Consider the following 22017-nt stretch of genomic DNA (forward strand, 5'->3'; position numbering starts at 1 on the left):
CGTCCATAACCCGCCTCGAACCCGAATTACGCCCGATTTTGAAGCCTACCCTGCTCGTTCTCGCCGCCGGCATGGGCTCCCGCTACGGGGGCCTGAAACAGATGGATCCGATGGGTCCGAATGGAGAAACCGTCCTCGACTACTCGGTCTTCGACGCCATCCGGGCCGGTTTCGGCAAGGTGGTCTTCGTAATCCGGGAGGACTTCGCGGAAGCCTTCAAGGAAGGGGTCGGTGCCCGCTTCGCGGATCGGATCGAAGTCGAGTACGCCTTCCAGAAGCTCGACGATCTTCCCGACGGATTCGAGGTTCCGGCCGACCGCGTGAAGCCTTGGGGCACCTCGCATGCCGTTCGTGCGGCCCGCGACGTGATCAACGAACCCTTCGCCGTGATCAATGCGGACGACTTCTACGGTGCCGACGCGTATCAGGTGATCGCACGATGGTTTGCCGGACTCGGGAGTGACCCTGCGAAGAGTCACTACTGCATGGTCGGCTATCCCCTGCGCAATACGCTGTCGGAACACGGATCGGTGAATCGCGGGATCTGCCAAACGACCGACGGCAGTCTGCTGAGCGACGTCGAGGAAGTGGTCGATATCGCACGCGGCGATGACGGCAACGTGCGCGGCACACGGATGGACGGCTCGATCCTGGAGATCCCGGAAGACAGCCCGGTGTCGATGAACTTCTGGGGCTTCACCCCGGAATACTTCGCCCAACTCGAAACTCACTTCATCAAGTTCCTCACGGAGAAGGGCTCCGAGTTGAAATCGGAGTGCTATATTCCGACGGTCGTCGACCAGTTGATCCGCGACGGCGCGGCCGACTGCGAGGTGCTCGACACTTCGGCATCGTGGTTCGGGGTGACCTATCCCGACGACAAGCCCCATGTCGTCGAGTCCATCGCAAAGCTGGTTGAGGAAGGTGTCTACCCGACTCCGCTGGCCTGACGGTCACTGACGTTCCTCACGCACGCGGCGGATTTCCCACAGGGTGACCGCACTCGCGGCTGCCGCGTTCATGGAATCCATGACCGATGCCATCGGGATGCGGATGTGGTCGTCGCAGGCGGTCATCCAGAATTGACCCAACCCGTCGGCTTCCGATCCGATGACGACGGCCAGCCGGCCTTCCGGAGGATCATAGGTCGCGAGATCGGTCGCGCGTTTGTCGCCCGTCGTCGCGGCCAATGAGAAGCCACCTGCTTTGAGGCAACGCAGGATCTGTCCGGCGTCCGCCACCTTGACCGGAATTCGGAACAGCGCGCCAGCCGAACTGCGCACCGCCTTTCGCTCGAACGGCGATACCCCTTCGTGTCCGAAGATGACCGCTTCCGCACCGAGAGCGGCTGCATTCCGGATGATGGCGCCGGCGTTGGCGGCGTCCGTGAGCCGCGGACAGACGACCACCATCGCTTCTGGTCCAAGCTCGCCCATGAGTGCCGCGACGTCACCGGTATCCTCCGGTTGCTTCGCCAAACCGATCACACCCCGGTGAAACGCATACCCTGCGAGCTCCTCGAGTTCCGTGCGTGGCCGACGCAGCAATTCCAGTCCACTCCATTGCGGCGGATCCCACGTACACTCCTCTCCCGCAAGCACACCCGCGACATCCCACCAACCGCCCAGCGCACCCTCGACCGCATGGCGACCCTCGAGAACCACCCACGGATCGACCCGCTGCCGGATCTGGATCCGCAGTTGCTTCACCCACTCGATTTCAGCCTCCACGCGCCCGGATTAGCAGTGCTCCGAACCAAGGTCCACTCCGCTCATCAACCGTGACGCATGAGCTCGTCTGTCAACACATTTCGGTGCCCGGCCCGGGGCGATTTCCTTTGCCAAAACAGGCCCGGAACGTGAGGATACCTACAACTGCTGTGTTCGTCCGTTACGGCAAAGTGCCCGGACCGACTCTATTAAATATGGGGCATCAAGCTGCCAAATCGACGATGGTCACGCCTTCTCAGGAAGACTCGGAGTCGATCAGCCGCCCCGCTTGTTGAGACACCGGAACGTGGCTCACGACGCCGGGGACGGCACAGCGGTTTCTCTCCCCCCTTTTCGGGGGGCGAAGGGCACCGCTCAGCAGACGGACCAGAAGTCGTGCCCTTCAACGCGGCCATGTTCCAAGGCAAGCGAGCTGACTTGCTCGCGACCGCCTTCGATTCCCACCGCGCCGAGAACAACGGCATCGGGCCAGTGCTGATTCAACTCTTCGGCCGCCACCACAGGCACTCCTTGAATCGACTCCCCGATACGGCGGGGATGCACTTCAAGAAAGCCGTGGACGGCCACGTTTCGCTCCATGAGCCCACGAGCCAGACGCTTGCCGATCGGTCCTGCACCCGCGACGACCACCCCGCTGCGTTTCACTTCGGACAGCCGGGACAAGTAGTGGCACCGCATCTCCGTCCTCGCGCTCTCGCCGTAACGAGGATCGCTACGGGTCAGGCGACGCGGAGAATCTCGCCAGTCGAGTAGGACTCGCTGGATTCTGCCGAACCGCCCCCCGCGCTCCAGCATGCGTAGCCAGAGATCGTGGTCTTCGGCCCACGGGACATCGGCGTATCCGCCCGCCTTCAGCAAAGCATCGCGCCGGACGAGAACGCTGGGATGGATCACAGGGCACTCAATGAATCTGGATGCTGCGATGGCATCGGAATCGACCAAGGAGTTCGTCCACTCGACATAGCGCTGCATACCCCGCCCGCAGGCATCGATGAGGCGAACTTTCGAGCTCACCACATCGAGTTGATTCCTCTCGCCGATTTCCAACTGGAGGCTCAAGCGGTCCCGATGGGAGATGTCATCGGCATCCATGCGGGCGATCCACTCTCCACGCGCCTGCTCCAAACCGGCCTGAAGCGCCGGAACGATCCCGGCCGATGTCGGCATTCGGATCAGCCTGATGCGCGGATCCGTCTCCGCCCCTAATCGGGCACAAGAGTCGTCCTCCGATCCGTCATCGATTGCCAACAATTCGAAGTCGGAGTGGCTCTGGCCGAGAATACTCCGCACCGCCGAGGAGATCGTCGGAGACGCATTCCGGAACGGCAGCAGCACCGAGATCATCACGAGTCCCCCAGCCCATGCGCGGTGGCGCCGTTGGAGTCGAACCGGATCACCAACGGGCGACAGCAAACCTCACAATCGTAGTCCACCTCGGCCGGAAGCTCCTCGGGCGGAGGAGAAAGCACATCGAACCACTCAAAACAGGTGGGACACTGGACCGAGCACAGCTCCATGGCCTGTGATCCTAGGAAACAAGGGACCTGAGGCGAGCCGGAAGCCCGCGTTTGACGTTTTGCAAAATGCGATGTTAGGTTGGTCTGAACGTTGCTTCCGCAACACAACCCCAATCAATGCCATGAAGATCCGAGACTACGCCCTTCTTGCCGCCATTCCGTTTGCCTTCGCCGCCTGCTCCGAGGACCCGAAGCCTGCTGAAGATGCGAAAGCCGCGATGGAAGATGCCGCCGCCGCGGCTGAAGATGCCGCTGAAGCCGCTGGCGAAGCCGCTGAGGCTGCTGCCGAAGCTGCCGGAGACGCTGCCGCCGAAGCCGCAGAGGCCGCGGAAGCTGCCGGTGAGGGAGCCGCTGAAGCTGCGGAAGAAGCGGCCGAAGATGCCGCCGAAGCGGCTGAGGATGCCGCCGACGCTGCCCGTGAGGCCGCCGCCGACGCTCTCAACAACGCCGCTGATGCCGTGACTCCTGCCGGCGACGACGCGGAATAAGCATCACGCTACTTATCGTTTCACCACGCCTCCGGTCCGCAATGTCGGTCCGGGGGCGTTTTTTTGCCCGCCCTTTCGCCGCTTGCAATCGGCCCTCCGCCGGGAAACGATCCCGCCCCGTATCCCCATGAACCGATTCTGGATCTTTCCCCTAGTTGCCCTCGGCACGTCGCTTGCCCAGGAGCCTCCCGCAGCGCCGCCGATCCGTAGCGGACTTGTCGAGGTCAACCGGATCGCCGCGGTTGTGAATGGCCGTCCGATTACCGCCAAGGAAGTCGGCGTGATGCTCGGACCCGAGATCGCCCGTCTGATGGCGGAGTTCCCCCGCCGCGGCGCCGAGTTCGAACGTCAGGTCAAGGAGGCTCGCGACGGGATCGTTCAGGAACTCGTCGACCGCGAGCTCATCATGAGCGAGTTCAAGCAACGGGAGAAGCTCGGTGCCAAGCTGCCGGACCGTGTGGTGAACCAAGAGATCGAGCGTCAGGTCCGCGAGCTCTACAATGGTGACAATCAGCGCTTCAGGGACGAGTTGACGAAGGCCCGGATGAGCATGGCGAGCTATCGGGAACTCACTCGCGAGAAGCTGATCGTCCAAGCCATGCGCCAGGAGAAGTTCAAGGACGCGCCTCCACCGCTGCCGGGAGAGATCCAGAAGGAATACCAGGAAGCGAAGGACGGACTGCGCGACACGAACAAGGACGTCATCAGCTATCGCAAGATCTTCCTTCCGCGCGTGGATCCGAGCAATCCGCTCGCGACTCCGGAGACCCAGCTGCAACTTGCCGAGACTCTGGCCGAAGAGTTACGCGTCGGTGCCGACTTCGGTGAGCTCGCACAGAAGCACTCGGGTGATGCTTTCGCCGACAAGGGAGGTCTGCAGGAAGACGTCGCACGTCCGGACCTTTCGCCGGAGTTCGCTGCGATCCTCTTCGACGCCGAACCGGGAAAGATTCTCGGACCTCTCGAAGACCCGGCCGGATTCACGATCGCCAAAGTCGAGAGCATCCAGAAAGGCCCCGCTCCGCCCCTCGGTGAGATCCGCGATCTGATTGAGCAGCGTGTCCGCGTGAAGAAGACGTCCACGCGCTACGAAGAGTGGATCACCGACCTCCGCGATGACGCGCAGGTCGACATCAAACTCGACTGAAACCGTGGCCGGGCGCCGCCGGATCCTCGTTACGCTCGGCGACCCGGCAGGGATCGGCCCCGAGGTGATCGATCAGGCACTTGCTTCGGGTCAGATCCCCGAAGACTTCGAATTCGAGGTCGTTGGAGAGTCTGACGGCGCCATCATCGGAAAACCGGACCTCATCTCGGCACGGGCCTCACTTACCGCACTGGAGAGTGCTGCGGCTCGGCTTCGGAATGACGACGATGTTGCCGCAGTGGTCACTGGGCCCGTCTCGAAATCCCAGCTGGAGAGTGCCGGCTTCCGGTTTCCGGGACAAACGGAGTTTTTTGCAGAACATGCTAATTGTGAGGGCTTTGCAATGTGCCTATCAGGCGCGTCTTTGACCGTTGGTCTGGCCACGATCCACATTCCTCTCTCTGAAGTAGTCGGCCAACTCCGATCCGAGATGATTGTGCAAGTCGGTCGCCTGCTGGCCGATTTTGCCAAGCGGCGCAAAGGTGCCCCACCCCGAATCGCCGTCGCAGGTCTGAACCCTCATGCGGGCGAGAACGGAAAATTCGGCGACGAAGAGCAGAGAATCATTCAGCCGGCGATTGAGGAACTCAATGGACTCGGAATCGGCGAATTCGTTGGCCCCGGCGTGCCTGATGCGATCTTCCGCGACGCGGCCCGCGGCGAGTTCGATGCCGTCGTCGCGATGTATCACGACCAAGGACTGATTCCCCTCAAGCTCCTCGACTTCGACAACGCGGTAAACGTTACCCTCGGGTTGCCGAAGCCGCGAACCAGTCCGGATCACGGAACGGCCTTTGACATCGCCGGCAAGGGAATCGCTCGACCCGATTCGATGATCCGTGCGATGTGCGTGGCCGCCGAACTCGCCCGCGAATGAAGATCTACGATGCCGCTTCCGACATCGTCGCGAAGGCCATGCGTGGGCAAGGCCTGCTTCCATGTGACCTGTCCGGCGTTGATTCGAAGGAACTCGGTGCCTTTCTCAAGGGTGAGTTCGAGCCCGCACTCGCCGAACCATTGGCAACAGCCCTCAAGCTGGACGGACCCGCTCTCGCCCGATATCAGGAGGCGTTCCCCGAGCCTGAGCTTCCCGCCGGAGTGACCCGGATCGAGTTGCCTTTCGAAGACGATACCGTGAATGCCTGGGCACTTCGCTCCGGCGCGACCTTGCTGGTCGTCGATGCCGGCTTGGGGAGCACCGACCTCGCCTCGGCCCTACCGGAGGAGCCGGTTTCGTGTCTCCTGATCACGCATCCCCACCGGGATCACATCGGCGGAATTTCCGGGGTCAGAAGTAGGGTCGACCGCTTGGTAGCGCCGGTCTCCATTCCCGACGGGGAAAGGATCACTGCAGGTGATCAGGTTGGTGTTGGAGCTTTCCGAATCGAAGCGTTCTCTCTCGCCGGCCATCACCCGGATGCATTGGGTTATCGGATCGACTGGCCGGGTGGGAGGTGCGTGGCGGTGGGTGACGCCGTGTTCGCCGGTTCGGCCGGCGGCTGTCCGGACCTGGACGCCTATGCGATGGCGAGGCGCACGATTGCCGAAGGTTTGGGCAGCGTCCCCAATGATGTCGTCCTTCTTACCGGACACGGACAGGCGACGACGCTCGGTGTTGAGCGGAGCCGGAATCCGTTTCTCGCGCGCTGGCTTGCCGGTTCAGCGACGGGGTCTTGATCCCATTGCAATCCGGAGGATGGCGATGGGAAGCAGCCCCAGCAAGACGGCCGCACCCGCGATCTTCCAGCCGGGGAAAACCCGTGGCCGGTTGAGTGCGAGACCTTGCAGTGCCTCGGCCACCACCTGCGGCGCATCGACATAGAACCACTCGCGGAACGGCTCGTCGGGACGGTTTTCACCGCGACGGGCGACATCGCCGAACCCGGTATGCACCGGCCCGGGGCAAAGCGCGGTGACGCTGAGCCCGTAATCCTTCAACTCAAGCCGAAGCGCTTCCGAGAAGCTCGTCACGTAGGCCTTGGTCGCCGCATACACCGCGAAGTCGGGAATGGGCAGCAGTGATGCCAGTGAGCTGACGTTCAGGATGGCCCCGCCGCCGGTCGAAATCATCCCGGGAAGTAACGCGTGGGTCAGCGCGGTCAGCGCTTCGACATTGAGGCGGAGCATCGCTTCCACCTTCGGCCACTCGGAGGACGCGAACTCGCCGTAGTCCCCCATCCCGGCGTTGTTGATCACGAGGTCGGGGACCAGCGAGGCCTGATGCATGCGTCCGACGAGTGCCTGGCGCTGGCCGTCATCCGTTAGATCCGCTGGCAGGCACCGGACGGTCAGGTCGGGGTTGCTCTGGCGGAGCTCGGTCGCGAGCTCCTCGAGAGCTTCGGACCGGCGCGCCACCAAAACGAGAACCCGGCAGCTGTGAGCCAGCTGCCGGGCGAATTCGGCACCGATCCCGGAGGAAGCTCCGGTGATCAGGCCGCAGCGGTACTGGACCGTCGGTTCTTCCACGTCAGGCCTGCCCGTTGGCGGGCTGCTGCTCGACATGAACGATCCGCAGCGGAAGGCGCATCAGCAGTTCCTCGTCGCAGCCGATATCGACCGAGTAGATGCCGGCCGAGGGGAAACGGAGACCCTGCAGGTTCATGATGAGGTTGCGCGTGAGAAACGGAACGTCGGGCGGAAGCTGCACGTCGAACTCGGGTTCGATCGGCATGTTCTTCGCGTCGAGCGGCTCACCATCCTCGTTGATGATGTTGATCGAGAGCTTGTGCCGACCCGCGTCTTCCTGCGTGAAGCAGAAGCGGAGCGCCAGGGCGCACATCGGGTGCACGACGGGCAGCGCGCGGGCAGCGAGGGTGTCGAAAGTGCCGGTGACCACGAGCTTGCCGTTGTAGTCGGCGGCGAAGTCACAAAGGGAAGCGATCTGAATATCCATGGATTGCAATGCGATTGGGTAAGGCCGCGGAACCGGTTTCGGGAGCGGCCACGCCGTGTTTGGCGATTCGTCGGGCTGACGTCCAGCGCGGAAACTCCCGACTCGCCGGATGCCGCGTCTCAGGGACCCTCCTCGAGCTCCTCAAGCTCGGTCGGATCGACCGGTAGAGCCCGCGGGATATCGGCCTCATCGGGCTCGAACTCCTCCAGCTCCAAGGGGCTCACCGGGATCGCCCTCAGGACGCCTTCCTCGTTCTCCTGGGCCTCGACCTCGTCGACGACCAGCAGCGCTTTCGGAGCCGGTTCGACCATCTCCTTGATCTCATCCCGGAACGAATTGAAGAAGGCCGGAACCATCGGGGCGGCATTGCGGCCGCCGCTGACTTTCTCGCCTGGCCGACCTTCGTAGAGGCAGGCGAAGGCGAGCCTTGGCTCCTCTGCGGGCAGGAAACCGGCGAACCAAGCAACACCCTGCTTCTTGCGCTCCGGGCCCCACTGGCCGGTTCCGGTTTTGCCGCAGACCTCTGTCCAGGAAAGCCCCGCACTGCGGCCGGTGCCGCCATCGACGACTTGGCGCATTCCCTCCCTCACAATCCGGATGGCTTCGGCATCGACACCGAGCCAGTGCCGGCGTTCGGGTTGGGCGGTGCGGATCACACGACCATAGGAATCCTGAACCTGCATCATCAGGTGCAGCTTCGGAAGTGCTCCGCCGTTTGCGATACCGGCCATCGCCTGGGCGACCTGCAGAGGTGTCGCCAGCACCGCGCCTTGGCCGATCGACCAGTTGGCGGCGTCACCCTCGGTGATGGGTCGACCGTAGGTCTTGCGGACCCATTCGGGGGTCGGCATCAGGCCCGACTCCTCGCCGATCAGGTCAAGACCGCTTGTGGTGCCGTAGCCGAGCCGCCTGGCCAGCGAAAGGAAGGTGCCGGAACCGACCCGGTTGCCCACCTGGGCGAACCACGGGTTGTTCGACCATTTGATCGCGGGAATCACCGAAAGATCGCCATACGGGGACTTCGACCAGTTCCAGAGCTTGTGGTTGCCGTAGCTCACGTAGGCGGGGCAGTTGATGGTCGTGCGCTCGTTGATCGTTCCATCGTTGAGTGCTGCCAGTGCGATGATCGGCTTGAAGCTCGAAGCAGGCGGATAGACGCCTTGAAAGGCCCGCGCGTAGAGTGGTTTGTCCGGGTCCTCCCGAAGCTTCGCATACTCGGTCTCGGAGATTCCGGGAATCCACTGGTTGAGGTCGAACCCGGGTTTGGACGCCAGGACCAGCACCTCGCCGGTGGCGACATCGATCACCACCATGGCACCTCTCTTCGAGTGCTGGTCGAGGACCTTCTCGGCCCGCTTCTGCCAGCGCATGTTCAGCGTGCTGACGACCGCGCCGCCCGCCCGGGGTTGCCCCTTCTGCTCCCGCAGGAGCATCTCGCCCTCCTCGTTGAAAAGCAGACGCAGCGTCGCGGGTTGCCCTTCGAGCTCGTTGTTGAAGATCTTCTCGAAGCCTGCCCTGCCTTCGGAGAGTTCCCACATCGGCTCGTTCAGATTGATCGGTCCGGTGGGCAGTTTGCCGACGCTTCCGGTGTAACCGACAATGTGAGAGGCCAGCGACTTCTCTGGGTAATAGCGTTCGTAGACCGCCATCAGTTCCAGTCCCCGGGTCAACTTGGACCGGAAGCCCTCTGCCGTCTCAGGATCGAGCGGCTCACTGATGTAGAACGGCAACCACCGGCGGTGGCGGTAGTGCTCGTAGAGTTCGTCGTCGGTTGGTTCCCTAACTGACTCGTAAAACGCCTTGGCAAGTTCCACCCGTTGCCTGCCCCACGCGATGACTGCCGCACGATCCTCGTTCTCAAACTGCTCGTACTGGACGGCCAGTTGGTAAGCGACCCGGTTTTGGGCGAACGGGTGTCCCTCACGGTCGATGATCGGTCCGCGCGGAGCGGGAATTTTCAGGCTGATGATCCGCGCGTTCTTCCGATTGAAAATAGCGGCATCGTCCGCGCCAGCCACCGGGCCGGGATTCGGCTCGGCACCGTTGGCGGCCACCGGGACGCTCTGCGCACTCGCTGAAATCGTGATCAGCGCGGCGAGCAGCGGATTGAGGAGGAATCGAAGCACAGCAGGAACTTTGCAAATCTAGACCTTGAAGCTGGCGCGGGCAACGCTCAATCCCACATCGAATCCTCCCAGTCGGCAGGGTCGGTTCCGATGCTCCGGGCGATCTCCACGGGCAGGAAAACGACCTCATTCTGGCTCTTCACCGTAGGATCCATGCGGAATTGCAGGGTCTTCCGGCGAGTTCCCTCTGGCCCGGAAACCGCGACATCCACCCAAACGTCGAGCGCGCCGTCCTCCTCCGGGATGACTTTGAGCAGCCCCGGAATCGGATATCGGGCCCTCACCACCCCTTCCTTGCCCTTGAGGGCCCGGAACTCCGCCCGCCGGCCCAGCTCGCCCGCGGGGAACCACTCGTCACGGCCGGTCTTGGAAGTGCGGGTGCGGATGCGGTGGACGACGAGCGACTCATGTCGGCCGGTCTCACCCAAGGCCTCGACCCGCCATCGGAAAGGGCCATCAAGAGTCGCGACACCTCCCCCCACCACCATCGCGCTCATCATGAAAGACGGGCCTTTGGTTCCCTCCGGCCGGAATCCGAGCCGAACCCGGGCCCCTCCGACATCGGCGGACGGACCCGATGCGTAGGTGTGCTTGGTCGCTCGCAAGCCCATGCACGACGAGAGAGCCAGTAGACAGGGGACGAGCAGCACGGCCGCGCGAATCATGAAGGTAAGTTTCGGGAGATCCCGAAGGAATGCCAGCCAGCACTTGCCCTCCCCGGATCGCGATGCATCCTGACCCGACCCATGGAACCGAACGCGATCGGCATCACTCTCCTTGTCGCCCTCCTCCTGCTCTGGAATCTCGACTTTGTCGCTACCCTTCTCAACATCCGCGCGCTCGAACCCGAGACCCCGGACGAGTTCAAGGACGTCTTTGATGACGGGCGCTTCGCCAAGTCCCAGGACTACACGCGGACCAACGCGCGATTTGGCATCATCGAGTCCATCGTCTCCCTCTTCACTCTTCTGTGCTTCTGGTTCATTGGCGGCTTCGGTTGGCTCGACGCCCTCACCCGCGCGTGGGCGGGCGATGGCATCTTCGCAGGATTGCTTTTCCTCGGTCTGATCTTCATCGGGCACTATCTGATCCATCTGCCTCTCTCGATCTACTCGACCTTCGTGATCGAGGAGAAGTTCGGGTTCAACCGGACGACTCCCGGGGTATTCGTCGCCGACCAGTTCAAGAGTCTGCTCCTGATGCTGATCCTGGTCGCCCCGCTGATTGCCGGCATCCTGTGGATCTTCGACAGCGTGCCGCATGCGTGGCTCTGGGCGTGGCTGCTCTTCAGCGGCTTCCAGCTTTTCGTCACCTACATCGCCCCTACCGCCATCCTGCCGTTGTTCAACAAGTTCACTCCGATGCCCGAGGGAGAACTCCGGACCGCGATCGAGAGGATGGCGGTGAAGTGCGAGTTTCCATTGGCCGAGATCTCCGAAATCGACGGATCGAAGCGCTCCACCAAGGCCAACGCCTACTTCACAGGATTCGGGAAAACGAAACGCATCGCGCTCTACGACACCCTCGTGAAGGAGCAGACCCAAGGTGAGTTGGTCGCGGTGCTCGCCCACGAGATCGGGCACTTCAAGTGCCGGCACATCATCCAACGGATGGCGGTTTCGATCGTGCAAAGCGGCATTCTGTTCTTCTTGCTCGGCCTCGCGGTCGATCCGGACGGCGCGTTCGCCCGTGAGCTCTTCGATGCCTTTGGAGTCGGCACGATTTCGACCGCTGTCGGACTGGTGCTCTTCGGTATTCTGTTCTCACCCGTCAGCCGCCTGCTCGGGGTGCTCTCGAATGCTTGGTCGCGACGCCACGAATTCGAGGCGGACGCCTTCGCGTCGAAGGTCACCGGGCATCCGGAAGATCTGGTCACGGCCCTCAAGAAACTCTCGGCGAATAACCTTTCCAACCTGACACCCCACCGCCTCCGGGTTCTTCTTGATTACTCCCATCCACCGTTGCTCGAAAGGCTTCGCGCCCTCCAATCCCAGTGAACCAATCCGCCATGTACTCCGCCGATCCCCATCGCTACGATGGACGCATGCCGTATCGCCGATGCGGCGTCTCGGGCCTCAAGCTCCCGGTAATCTCGCTCGGTTGCTGGCACAACTTCGGGCACGTCGATGACCAGAATCACGTCCGCGCGATCCTGCGACGTGCCTTCGACCGCGGGATCACCCACTTCGATCTGGCCAACAACTACGGTCCGCCTCCGGGAAGCGCGGAAGAGAACGTTGGACGCTGCCTTGCCGAAGACTTCGCGTGGCACCGCGACGAACTCATCATTTCGACCAAAGCCGGGCATCTGATGTGGGACGGCCCGTACGGCGAGTGGGGATCTCGCAAGCATTTGCTGTCGTCTCTCGACCAATCGCTTCGGCGGCTCCGACTTTCCTACGTAGATATCTTTTACTCGCACCGCCCCGACCCCTCGACCCCTCTGGAGGAAACGATCGGCGCCTTGGTGACGGCGGTGCGCCAGGGCAAGGCCCTCTACGTGGGGCTTTCCAAATACCCGCCCAAGAAGCTCAAGAAGGCGATCCGCATGCTCGAGGACGAGGGGGTGCCGTGTCTGATCTATCAGCCCCCCTATTCGATCCTCAATCGCTGGCCGGAGGCACGGGGGATTCACGAGATGCTCATGGAGAAAGGCATCGGGTCGATCGTTTTCAGTCCCCTCGCCCAGGGAATGCTCACGGGGAAATATGCCGATGGCATCCCGGAAAACTCACGAGCGGCGAGGCCCGAAGGATTCCTCCAGCCGGAACAGGTCGAAGCGCAGCTCGACAAGATCCGGCAGCTGAATGATCTCGCGAACGAGCTCGGCATGCCACTCCATCACCTCGCTTTGCGATGGGTCGTGGACCAACCCGCCGTCACGTCCGCCATCATCGGAGCGCGGTCGGTCGAGCAACTCGACGACTCGCTCCGAGCCCTGAGTTTGGCGCCGCTCGGCAAGGACGTCCTGAAACGGATCGACAAGATCGCACCTCCGGATCCTGACAAGGAGGCCGAGTGATGCGCGGCTTTCCCGAGTGCTACTACTCGACGATATTCGACTTCCCCGACGGAGTTCCCGGCGGGGACTTCGCGATCATTACCGCCTTCAATCCGATGGACCGAGCGGCCGGTGATGCGGAGAATGCGGCTGCGGACGAGGCTCTGCGAGGCACTCTGGCTGAGTTCGGGCTGCCCCACCGGCGCGCGATCGGATCATCACCCGACGACTCCCACGCCGAGTCCGGCTGGGCCGTGGAAACCACCCGTGAGCGCGCGCTTTCGATCGCACGTGAATTCGACCAACGCGCCCTGTGGTGGATCGTCGATGGTCGGCTGGCGCTGGTCCGATGCAGCGATGGCCATGCAGAAACGCTCGGATGCCTCTCGGAGCGAACCCGATAGGATCGTCCGTCCGGTCAGTCAGCTCTGAAACCGCTGCACGATCGGCATTCGGCGGCCGATCCCGAATGCCTTGGAGGTCACCCGGATCCCCGGAGCCGCCTGCTGGCGCTTCCACTCGTTGAGATCGACGCGACGCGCCACCCATCGGACCGTCGCTTCCTCATAGCCCAAGGCGATGATCTCGTCGATCGACTGATGACGTTCGACGTAGGCCTCGAGGATTCCGTCGAGGATGTCATACGGCGGCAGCGTGTCCTGATCCTTCTGGTCAGGTCTCAGCTCCGCGCTTGGCGGTTTCTCGATGGTGTTCCACGGGATGATTTCACGCTCACGATTCAGCCAGCGGCAGACCTCGTAAACCTTGGTCTTGGGGAGGTCGGAGATGACGGCGAGCCCCCCACACATATCACCGTAGATGGTGCAGTAACCAACCGCTAGCTCACTCTTGTTTCCAGTCGTCAGGAGCAGGTGGTTGAACTTGTTGGAAAGCGCCATCAACAGCAGGCCGCGAATCCTCGCCTGCATGTTCTCTTCGGTGACGTCCTCTTTCTCGCCGACAAAGAGCGGCGCCATGGTCTTTTTGACCTCGGCGAAGATGTCATCAATGCGGACTTCGTCGCAGCGGATCCCGAGGTTCCGAGCGAGGGACATCGAATCGTCGACACTCCCGCCCGACGAGTAGGGGCTCGGCATCGTCATGCCGTGGACGTTTTCCGCCCCAAGCGCCTCGGCAGCGACAGCCGCCGTCAGCGCAGAGTCGATTCCGCCGCTCAGGCCGAGACACACGGTCGAAAAGCCTGTCTTGCCAGCGTAGTCCCGAAGGCCGGTGACAAGGGCGCTCCAAAGTTGTTCGGCCTCCGGCGCCGCGGGACAGGCGCTTGCATCGAACGAGTCTGTGTCGATGACCACGGAGTGCTCGACAAAGCCTGGCAACTCCACAACGGCAGCGCCACTTATAACAAGCGAGTGCCCGTCGAAGACCAACTGGTCGTTCGCTCCGATGGCGTTGCAGTAGACGACCGGAACACCATGCTCCTCGGACACCGAAGAAAGCATCTCCCTACGGATCGTCGGCTTTCCGGCATGGAACGGCGAGGCGGAAAGATTGAGGATGATGTCCGCCCCGGCCTTCACCAGTTCCTCGACCGGATCACGATCGTAAAACGGTCGCTGAAGATACTCGTCGGTCCAGATGTCTTCGCAAATCGTCACACCGAGCCGGATCCCATTCCATTCGATCGGAACGCACTCTTCGCTTTCCTCAAAATAGCGACGTTCATCGAAGACATCGTAGGTTGGCAGGAGCGTCTTCCAGACCTTCGCTCGAACCTCGCCATCAGCGAGAAGTGCGGCGGCGTTGCGGAACGGCTTTCCGCGCTTTGATTGATCGTTCCGGTCGACATACCCGACCAGAAGCGGAACTTCGCGAACCTCGCTGGCGAGGTAGTCGAGAGCCTGAAGGCAATCGGGCACAAAGCGCGTCTTGAACACCAGGTCCCGTGGCGGATAGCCCGCGAGCACCATTTCCGGTGTGACGACCAGTTCGGCGCCCTGGTCGAGGCATTCGCGGTAGGCCTGAAGGATGCGCTTCGCGTTCCCGGGGAAATCGCCAACGATCGAGTTGATCTGTGCGATCCCGATCTTCATGCCTTTTTGGCCCACGAATCGCGCAACGCGACGGTACGGTTGAAGACGGGCTTCTCGCCCGGCACATGATCGAATCGGTCTGCCACGAAATATCCGATGCGCTCGAATTGGCAGCGCCATTCGGGTGATTCGTCGGCAAGAGAGGGTTCGACCCAAGCCGTGATCGTGTTCAGCGAGTCGGGATTCATTACCGAGACGAATCCGCCCTCGGCCGCATCGGGGTTCTCGTCGGTAAACAGCCGGTCGTACAGCCTCACCTCGGCCTCACGGCCGAACTCGGCCGACACCCAGTGAATCGCAGCTTTGCACTTCACGCCTTCCGGCGCGTCCTTGCCGATCGTGTCCGGCAGATACTCGCACCGGATTTCGGTCACTTCCCCATCCGGCCCCGTTTCGAATCCCACGCACTTGATGATGTAGCCACCCCGCAGCCGCACATAGCGGTCCGGTCCGAGGCGGAAGAATTTCTTCGGCGGGTCGGCCATGAAGTCGTCGCGCTCGATCCAGAGCTCGCGGGAAACCGAAACCTTCCGCGATCCCTCGTCGGGCTTCTCCGGATTATTCACGACTTCGACGTCCTCGCTGCGTCCCTCCTCGTAGTTCACGAGCACGAGCTTGACCGGATCAAGCACCGCCATCCTTCGTGGCGCCTCCTTGTTGAGGTAGTCACGAATCTCGAACTCGAGCAGCGCAACATCGGTCGTACCCTTGAACTTGGTGATGCCGACACGCTCGCTGAATCGCACGATCGCCTCGGGCGGAACGCCACGCCTCCGCATGCCGCTGAGCGTCGGCATCCGGGGATCATCCCAGCCGCTGACATGGCCGTCCTTCACCAGCGTGAGAAGCTTGCGTTTGCTCATCACGGTGTAGTTGAGGTTCAGCCGCGCGAACTCGATCTGTCTCGGGCGCGACGGCACCGGGCAGTTCTCGACAGTCCAATCGTAGAATGGTCGGTGGATCTCGAACTCCAGCGTGCACAGCGAGTGCGTGATGTGCTCCTTCGCGTCTTCGAGCGGATGCGCGAAGTCATACATCGGATAGATGCACCAGGCATCGCCCGTGTTGTGGTGGGCGGTATGCATGACCCGGTAGATGACGGGATCCCGCATCACCATGTTGGACGAAGCCATGTCGATCTTCGCCCGCAACACCGCCTCACCATCCTTGAAGCCGCCGGCCCGCATTTTCGCGAACAGTTCGAGGTTCTCGTCCACCGAACGGTTCCGGTAGGGCGATTCGGTTCCGGGAACCGTCAACGACCCTCTTGTCTCCTTGATCTGATCGGGAGTCTGCTCGTCGACGTAGGCGAGGCCCTTCTCGATCAGCGCCACGGCGCAGTCATGAAAGAACTCGAAGTAGTCGCTGGCAAAATAGAGGTGATCGCCCCAATCGAATCCCAGCCACGCCACATCGGCCTTGATGCTCTCGACGTACTCGACCTCTTCCTTGGACGGGTTGGTGTCGTCGAAGCGAAGGTGGCACCGGGCCCCGGTCGCGGCGTTCTCGCGGGCGATTCCGAAGTTCAGGCAGATCGCCTTGGCGTGGCCGATATGCAGGTAGCCGTTCGGCTCGGGCGGAAAGCGCGTGATCGTTGTCTCGTGTTTGCCGGAGGAGAGGTCCTCGGCGATGATCTCGCGAATGAAATCGAGTTTCTTGTGAACCTTGTCGGTCATGGAAATCGGTAGTCTGGCGGAAAAAATGGATGCCTATTTGCCGAGCTCTTCCAGGAGAGCTTGGTTGAGGCGGATTCCGGCCTCGAAGTTCTCGACCGGGAAATTCTCGTTCGGTGAGTGAATCTGAGCGTCGGAGAGAGCGAGACCGAGCAGCAAGGTGTCGGCTCCGAGGATCTCTCGGAAATCCTGGACGATCGGAATACTTCCACCCTCGCGAATCAGTACCGGCTCGGCATCGAAAGACCTGCGCAGGGCATCTTGGGCGGCCTTGCCATAGATCCCGTGCGGATCGGCGTGATAGGGTTTGCCATCGTGCCCTGGCATCACCTCGACGCTGACACCCGGAGGACAGTGGCTCTGCAGGTGTGCCTCGACCTTCTTCATGATGTCGACCGGGTCCTGGTCCGGGACCAGGCGGAACGAAAACTTGGCCATCGCCTCGGCTGGAATCACGGTCTTCGAACCTTCGCCCTGATACCCCCCGCCCATGCCATTGACCTCGGCAGTGGGTCTGGCCCACGTACGCTCCGCCGCGGAGTAGCCGTCCTCGCCAAACAGATTCGGCGAGCCAGTGACCCGCAGGAAATCATCGGCGGAGACGCCCGGAACCTTCGCCCACATCTCGCGCTCCCAGTCTTCCAGCTCCCTGACGTCGTCGTAGAAGCCCTCGATCGCCACCTTGCCGGACTCGTCGTGAAGACTGGCGATGATGCGCGCGGCAGCCGTCGCCGGGTTGGTGACCGCACCACCAAACAGGCCGGAGTGCAGGTCGCGGGCGGGCCCACGCACGAAGATCTCGCAGCAAGTGATGCCGCGCAGGCCGTAGCCCAAGGTCGGCACACCCGGTGCCACCATGCCGGTATCCGAGACCGCGATCACATCACAGGCCAGATCATCAGCATGCTCCCGGAGGAAGGGGGCAAGATTCGGGCTGCCGATCTCCTCCTCGCCCTCGAACAGGAAAGTGAGGTTCACTGGCAGGTCGCCCTTCTCGGCGATCGTCTTCCCTGCACCCAGGAGGTGGGCAAGCATCTGGCCCTTGTTGTCGGTCGCGCCGCGCGCCCAAATCCGGCCGTCGCGGATCTCGGGCTCAAATGGAGCGGAATCCCACAGGTTCAGAGGGTCCACCGGCTGAACGTCGTAGTGCCCGTAGATCAGGACGTTGCGACGGCCCGGAACGTGCTCGTTCCGGGCGATCACCACCGGGAATCCGGGGGTTTCATGAAGCTCGGCAGTCAGGCCGAGACTCTCCGATTTGGCCACCAGCCACTCGGCACAGGCCTTCACGTCGGAGGCATGGGAGGAGTCGGTGGAGATGCTTGGAAAACGCAGAAATTCGAACAGCTGCTCGAGCTCGGAAGTCATGCGCCATCCATGCCCCCGCCCCTGCCAACCGGCAAGGCGAAAGCAAGACGTGAAAAGGCGTTGATGGACAAGGATTCGCCTTTCCCGAAACCCTGTCCCGGTTTTATCCTGAGGCCGACCATCCATGGCGAGAGAGAATCCACCCCCCCAAGCTGACTCCGAATCGCGCCCGCGGATTCTGGTGGTCACTCCCGAGATCACCTACCTGCCCCCGGGAATGGGCAACCTCGCGCAGCGGATGTCCGCGAAGGCCGGAGGGATGGCCGACGTCTCGGCCTCACTGGTCCAGGCGCTGCACGATCAGGGTGCCGACGTCCATGTCGCGCTGCCGAACTACCGGCGGATGTTCCACCTCGACGTCGCGCAGGTCCACGAACTGGAATACAACAAGGTCAGCCGGGCGCTTCCCGAGCAGCGGATCCACCTCGCTGAGGATCGAGTGTTCTACCACCGCGCCCGTGTTTACAGCGCTTCCGAGAACCATCGGATCGCCCTCGCATTCCAGCGGGAGGTGATCAACCACATCCTTCCCCAGGTCCGGCCGCAGCTGGTCCACTGCAATGACTGGATGACCGGCCTGATCCCAGCCGTCGCCAAGCGCTTCGGAATGAAGTCGTTGTTCACGGTCCACAACATCCACACCGAACGGATGACCCTCGACGAGATCGAGGACCGGGGAATCGACGCCGCCGACTTTTGGCAGCACCTCTACTACTCGCGCCCGCCCTACAACTATGAGGAAAGCCGCGACAATAATCCGGTTGATCTGCTGAACAGCGGGATCTTCGCCGCCGATCACGTCAACACGGTTAGCCCCACCTTCCTCAGCGAGGTGGTGGACGGCCGCCATCAGCACATTCCCGGGCACATCCGCCACGAGCTGTGGGCCAAGTGTGACGCGGGCTGTGCGACCGGGATTCTCAATGCTCCGGACTCCGCCTTCAATCCGGTGCGCGACACCTACATTCAGGATCACTTCTCGGTCGACACGGTCATGGCCGGCAAGCGGGCGAACAAGATCCGCCTGCAGGAGAAACTCGGACTCAAGTTCGCACCGGACTCCCCTCTCCTCTTCTGGCCTTCGAGGCTCGATCCGGTCCAGAAGGGCTGCCAACTCCTGACCGACATTCTTTACAAGATCATCCAGGATTACGAAGCAGATCTCCTTCAGGTTGCGGTGATCGCCAGCGGCAACTACCAGGAGCACTTCCACAACATCGTGAAGACCCACGGGCTCGAGGACCGTGTCGGGGTCTGTGACTTCGATGAGGGCCTGTCGCACCTCGGCTATGCCGCTGCCGACTTCGTCCTGATGCCGTCTTCCTTCGAGCCGTGCGGCCTGCCGCAAATGATTGCTCCCAAGTACGGTGCCATGACGATCGCTCACGATACCGGCGGCCTCCACGATACCGTCGAGCGCCTCGACGTCGGTGCCGACCGGGGCAACGGCTTCCTGTTCGATGTCTTCGACTCAGGCGGACTTCAGTGGGCGATCGATGAGGCGATCCAGTTCTTCCGGATGCCCTACGAAGTGAAGGAAGCCCAGATCCAGCGGGTGATGCGTGAGGCCAAGAGCCGCTTCAATCACACTGCGACTGCCGCCGAGTATATCCGAACCTACGAGAAGATCCTCGGTCGGACGGTTTGCGGGACTCCCGAGCCTGCCGTTTGAGCACTCACTCGCTCCGGTCCCGCTCCTCCTTGATCACGGACAGCGCGTCGAAGAGGGCGAACAGCATCACGAACATCGCGAGTCCCGCGCAGAACAGCCAGTAGATGGCGAACCGCCAGACGGACTCGGCCAGCCATCCGTCAATCGCCCATAGCCCGATCGCGAACATTGCCAACATGGCAGTCGCGAATCCACCGAGTGCCCGTCGGCGCATTCCGCGGTCCTTGAGAATCCCTGCGGCGGTCGCCTTATCGACTTCCCACTGGCTTGCTCGGCGCTTCTTCACGGCCCAAGTCGTAGATCCCCGGAAGGTCTGAAGCGAGGGATTCCTGCCGATATGGCGCGTTCAAAATGACCCCGGGCGCTCACTCCATAGGCTTCGAGCCCGTGATCTTCACCGACAAATCTTTGTTGGCGCCCAACGTGGCGGCGCCTCTGACGGAGAGGCTCACAAAGGGTGTGTCGGGATCCTTGGGGACTTCACCCGTGACCTCCAGCGTGATCGATCCTCCATCTGAAACCTCCGCGGAAGGAACCGAAACCGCATAGTCCTCAGCGGAGTTGATTCCCTTCTTGGCAAGCTCGGCGGCTACCGCCTCACGAGCGGTCGTCATCAGGTCGTAACTTGCCACTATGCCACCTGCCTCGTTGATCCGGTGGAGCGAACAGGGTCCGGTTGCCCATTTCCACGATTGGATCTCGATAAGCCACCGCGCGTTGGCGGACCATGCATGCAAGGCCGACTCATGGTTGTATTGGGTGCCCGTGCCGAAGTGCTCGGCCTCAAGAATGGCGGTCACCCGGTCGGTTTTCATATCGACCAAGTAGTTCCGACAATGCCCCTCGACCGACTCGAGAACATAAGAGACATCCTTCGGACCATGATGGGTCTTGACCCACTTTGGTGCAGCCCCGTCAGGCGAACCCACGGCTGCGACGAACCGCTTGTCGGGTGACTCGGAAGCGTTGATGGACTTCGTGAACTGGCTAGCTGGCACCTTCGCAAGTTTCTCGAGCGAGGCCGGTTCAGGCAGTTCGGAACCGTAGGCAATTCGACAGACGATCAGGACCGAGGAAACCAACGGGAGGAACTTCATGGCTCGATGGAATGGTTCGCGGAAATGGCCGGAGATGCCAAGGGCCGACACTATCGAATTCGCCCGCCCTGGTCGAGACAGCAAAGAGGCCGGCCTGAAACGGTGAAGGGCGCCGACCAGCTGTTGATCGACGCCCTTCATTGGTGGCGGGGACAGGATTTGAACCTGTGACCTTCAGGTTATGAGCCTGACGAGCTACCTGGCTGCTCCACCCCGCGATTTTGTTGTGGCTCCCTTGGGAGCGGGCCGGGAGACTACGCGCAGCCGCATCCGACGCAAGACCTTTTTTGGGAGAAGTATGCCGATGAATTCCAACCAGCCGATTCCGGGATGCTCGCGTCCCCGGCTCCCCGCCAGCGCATGGCTGGAACGGATGGAATCTTATCGCGATCGTGCGCGTCGCTGGACCGTTCCTGCGCGAAATCGTCGAGCCCGCGGCATCAAGCATCCGGTCGAGGATTTCCTCTTCACCTACTACTTTCTCTCGCTGAAGAAACTCGAGGAGTGGCATCCGAGCATCGACGAAACGCTCGAAGATTCCGGTGAAGTTCCGGAGTGGCTCCGGACTGCCCCGTACGTAAGCAAGGGTGGCGTGCTCCGGATGGAGCCGAGGCTGAGCAAGACCGAGAAAATGCGTCTTGAGTGGATTCTTGAATTGCTTGTCGCCACGCGCGATCGAGACCCGCACTTCGGATGCCACGGCCTGCACGAGTGGGCGATGATCTACACCGGTGAGAATGTGCGACATCGGGAGTCGTGTCCGCTCCGCCTTTCCCAGATCGAGATCGACGAGGTCGTCAGATCCCGCCCGTTGACCTGCACCCACTTCGACGCTTTCCGATTCTTCCATCCGTCCGCCGGGGCAATGAATCGCTGTCAGCCGTCGCTTGATCGCCGCATCGAACTGGAGCAACCGGGGTGCATCCACGCCAATATGGACCTCTACAAGTGGGCTTCCAAGTCGTTGCCATGGGTCGGATCGGAACTCGTTCTCGACTGCTTCGAGCTTGCTGCCGAATTGCGGGAAGTGGACATGCGCGCAAGTCCTTACGATCTCTCGGAATTCGGCCTCGAAGCCATTCCGATCGAATCGCCCGATGGCAGAAAGGCATACGAAGCCGAGCAACGCCGCCTCTCCGTTGCCGCCGCTCCGCTGCGGCAACGCCTGATCGACTCGATCTCATCGGTTTTGGAAGTGTCCGCGGACGTTCGCACCGATTCGGAGGCTGTCGAGCCGGCGGGAATCTGAGTACC

The 22017-nt window shown here is 62.1% G+C and carries 22 protein-coding genes and 1 tRNA gene; 10 read left to right on the forward strand and 13 right to left on the reverse strand.

Annotated features, from left to right (window positions below; genetic code table 11):
• Positions 1–38: 38 nt before the first annotated feature.
• On the forward strand, positions 39–950 hold the full coding sequence (locus HAHE_RS19940) for a nucleotidyltransferase family protein (RefSeq protein ID WP_338686971.1): 912 nt from the start codon (positions 39–41) through the stop codon (positions 948–950).
• Positions 951–953: 3 nt separating this feature from the next.
• Here HAHE_RS19940 and HAHE_RS19945 read toward each other — a convergent pair whose 3' ends face one another.
• The 3 genes from HAHE_RS19945 to HAHE_RS21785 all read right to left on the reverse strand — a co-directional run bounded on the left by HAHE_RS19945 (position 954) and on the right by HAHE_RS21785 (position 3247).
• Complete coding sequence (locus tag HAHE_RS19945) at positions 954–1730, reverse strand: RNA methyltransferase (RefSeq protein ID WP_338686972.1); 777 nt, start codon at positions 1728–1730, stop codon at positions 954–956.
• Positions 1731–2084: 354 nt separating this feature from the next.
• Positions 2085–3074 (reverse strand): glycosyltransferase, encoded by a 990-nt coding sequence (locus HAHE_RS19950; RefSeq protein ID WP_338690831.1) that lies wholly within the window; start codon positions 3072–3074, stop codon positions 2085–2087.
• Positions 3074–3247: a CPXCG motif-containing cysteine-rich protein gene (locus tag HAHE_RS21785; RefSeq protein ID WP_353415570.1), complete on the reverse strand. Its 174-nt coding sequence runs from the start codon at positions 3245–3247 to the stop codon at positions 3074–3076. Before HAHE_RS21785 ends, HAHE_RS19950 begins: the two co-directional genes overlap by 1 nt.
• Positions 3248–3369: 122 nt before the next feature.
• Here HAHE_RS21785 and HAHE_RS19955 point away from each other — a divergent pair, with 122 nt between their 5' ends.
• The 4 genes from HAHE_RS19955 (at position 3370) to HAHE_RS19970 (ending at position 6559) form a co-directional block, all read left to right on the forward strand.
• Positions 3370–3735 (forward strand): hypothetical protein, encoded by a 366-nt coding sequence (locus HAHE_RS19955; protein WP_338686973.1) that lies wholly within the window; start codon positions 3370–3372, stop codon positions 3733–3735.
• Positions 3736–3862: 127 nt separating this feature from the next.
• Complete coding sequence (locus HAHE_RS19960; RefSeq protein WP_338686974.1) at positions 3863–4882, forward strand: peptidylprolyl isomerase; 1020 nt, start codon at positions 3863–3865, stop codon at positions 4880–4882.
• A complete protein-coding gene (gene pdxA, locus HAHE_RS19965) occupies positions 4851–5759 on the forward strand; it encodes a 4-hydroxythreonine-4-phosphate dehydrogenase PdxA (RefSeq protein ID WP_338686975.1) in 909 nt (302 codons plus the stop codon). The genes HAHE_RS19960 and pdxA overlap by 32 nt, the downstream gene beginning before the upstream one ends.
• On the forward strand, positions 5756–6559 hold the full coding sequence (locus HAHE_RS19970) for an MBL fold metallo-hydrolase (RefSeq protein ID WP_338686976.1): 804 nt from the start codon (positions 5756–5758) through the stop codon (positions 6557–6559). Before pdxA ends, HAHE_RS19970 begins: the two co-directional genes overlap by 4 nt.
• On the opposite strand, the gene HAHE_RS19975 is transcribed toward HAHE_RS19970, so the two are convergent.
• The 4 genes from HAHE_RS19975 to HAHE_RS19990 all read right to left on the reverse strand — a co-directional run bounded on the left by HAHE_RS19975 (position 6542) and on the right by HAHE_RS19990 (position 10566).
• Entirely contained in the window at positions 6542–7384 is an 843-nt protein-coding gene (locus tag HAHE_RS19975; RefSeq protein WP_338686977.1) for an SDR family oxidoreductase, read from the reverse strand. The two genes, HAHE_RS19970 and HAHE_RS19975, sit on opposite strands and share 18 nt — an antisense overlap.
• Entirely contained in the window at positions 7350–7775 is a 426-nt protein-coding gene (locus HAHE_RS19980) for a DUF6941 family protein (protein ID WP_338686978.1), read from the reverse strand. The genes HAHE_RS19975 and HAHE_RS19980 overlap by 35 nt, the downstream gene beginning before the upstream one ends.
• A gap of 119 nt (positions 7776–7894) precedes the next feature.
• The gene (locus tag HAHE_RS19985) at positions 7895–9901 is read right to left on the reverse strand and encodes a penicillin-binding transpeptidase domain-containing protein (RefSeq protein ID WP_338686979.1); all 2007 of its coding nucleotides are present in this window, start codon (positions 9899–9901) and stop codon (positions 7895–7897) included.
• Between the two features lie 47 nt (positions 9902–9948).
• On the reverse strand, positions 9949–10566 hold the full coding sequence (locus HAHE_RS19990) for a hypothetical protein (protein WP_338686980.1): 618 nt from the start codon (positions 10564–10566) through the stop codon (positions 9949–9951).
• Between the two features lie 81 nt (positions 10567–10647).
• On the opposite strand from HAHE_RS19990, the gene HAHE_RS19995 reads away from it, so the two are divergent.
• The 3 genes from HAHE_RS19995 to HAHE_RS20005 are packed head-to-tail and all read left to right on the forward strand — an operon-like array spanning position 10648 to position 13306.
• Complete coding sequence (locus HAHE_RS19995) at positions 10648–11898, forward strand: M48 family metallopeptidase (protein ID WP_338686981.1); 1251 nt, start codon at positions 10648–10650, stop codon at positions 11896–11898.
• Between the two features lie 11 nt (positions 11899–11909).
• Complete coding sequence (locus HAHE_RS20000; RefSeq protein ID WP_338686983.1) at positions 11910–12923, forward strand: aldo/keto reductase; 1014 nt, start codon at positions 11910–11912, stop codon at positions 12921–12923.
• On the forward strand, positions 12923–13306 hold the full coding sequence (locus HAHE_RS20005; RefSeq protein WP_338686985.1) for a DUF3293 domain-containing protein: 384 nt from the start codon (positions 12923–12925) through the stop codon (positions 13304–13306). The genes HAHE_RS20000 and HAHE_RS20005 overlap by 1 nt, the downstream gene beginning before the upstream one ends.
• Positions 13307–13324: 18 nt before the next feature.
• On the opposite strand, the gene HAHE_RS20010 is transcribed toward HAHE_RS20005, so the two are convergent.
• From HAHE_RS20010 to HAHE_RS20020, 3 genes are read right to left on the reverse strand one after another with little or no spacing between them, the layout of a single operon-like run.
• Positions 13325–14953, reverse strand: coding sequence for an NAD+ synthase (locus tag HAHE_RS20010; RefSeq protein WP_338686987.1), 1629 nt, complete (start codon positions 14951–14953; stop codon positions 13325–13327).
• Positions 14950–16629, reverse strand: a complete 1680-nt coding sequence (locus tag HAHE_RS20015; RefSeq protein WP_338686988.1) for a glutamine--tRNA ligase/YqeY domain fusion protein — start codon at positions 16627–16629, stop codon at positions 14950–14952. The genes HAHE_RS20010 and HAHE_RS20015 overlap by 4 nt, the downstream gene beginning before the upstream one ends.
• Positions 16630–16662: 33 nt before the next feature.
• On the reverse strand, positions 16663–17994 hold the full coding sequence (locus HAHE_RS20020; protein ID WP_338686990.1) for a dipeptidase: 1332 nt from the start codon (positions 17992–17994) through the stop codon (positions 16663–16665).
• Between the two features lie 124 nt (positions 17995–18118).
• Here HAHE_RS20020 and HAHE_RS20025 point away from each other — a divergent pair, with 124 nt between their 5' ends.
• Positions 18119–19666: a glycogen synthase gene (locus tag HAHE_RS20025; protein ID WP_338686991.1), complete on the forward strand. Its 1548-nt coding sequence runs from the start codon at positions 18119–18121 to the stop codon at positions 19664–19666.
• A gap of 4 nt (positions 19667–19670) precedes the next feature.
• Here the strand turns inward: HAHE_RS20025 and HAHE_RS20030 are convergent, their stop codons facing one another.
• The 3 genes from HAHE_RS20030 to HAHE_RS20040 form a co-directional block, all read right to left on the reverse strand.
• On the reverse strand, positions 19671–19952 hold the full coding sequence (locus tag HAHE_RS20030; RefSeq protein ID WP_338686993.1) for a hypothetical protein: 282 nt from the start codon (positions 19950–19952) through the stop codon (positions 19671–19673).
• Positions 19953–20031: 79 nt separating this feature from the next.
• Positions 20032–20763 carry a hypothetical protein gene (locus HAHE_RS20035; RefSeq protein WP_338686994.1) on the reverse strand — a complete coding sequence of 244 codons (732 nt, stop codon included), beginning with the start codon at positions 20761–20763 and terminating at the stop codon, positions 20032–20034.
• Between the two features lie 141 nt (positions 20764–20904).
• Positions 20905–20981, reverse strand: a tRNA-Met gene (locus HAHE_RS20040).
• A 155-nt stretch (positions 20982–21136) separates the two neighbouring features.
• Between HAHE_RS20040 and HAHE_RS20045 the strand changes: the two genes are divergently transcribed.
• Entirely contained in the window at positions 21137–22012 is an 876-nt protein-coding gene (locus HAHE_RS20045) for a hypothetical protein (protein ID WP_338686996.1), read from the forward strand.
• Positions 22013–22017: the final 5 nt, after the last annotated feature.

It is taken from the genome of Haloferula helveola, assembly GCF_037076345.1.
Taxonomy (GTDB): Bacteria; Verrucomicrobiota; Verrucomicrobiia; order Verrucomicrobiales; family Akkermansiaceae; genus Haloferula; species Haloferula helveola.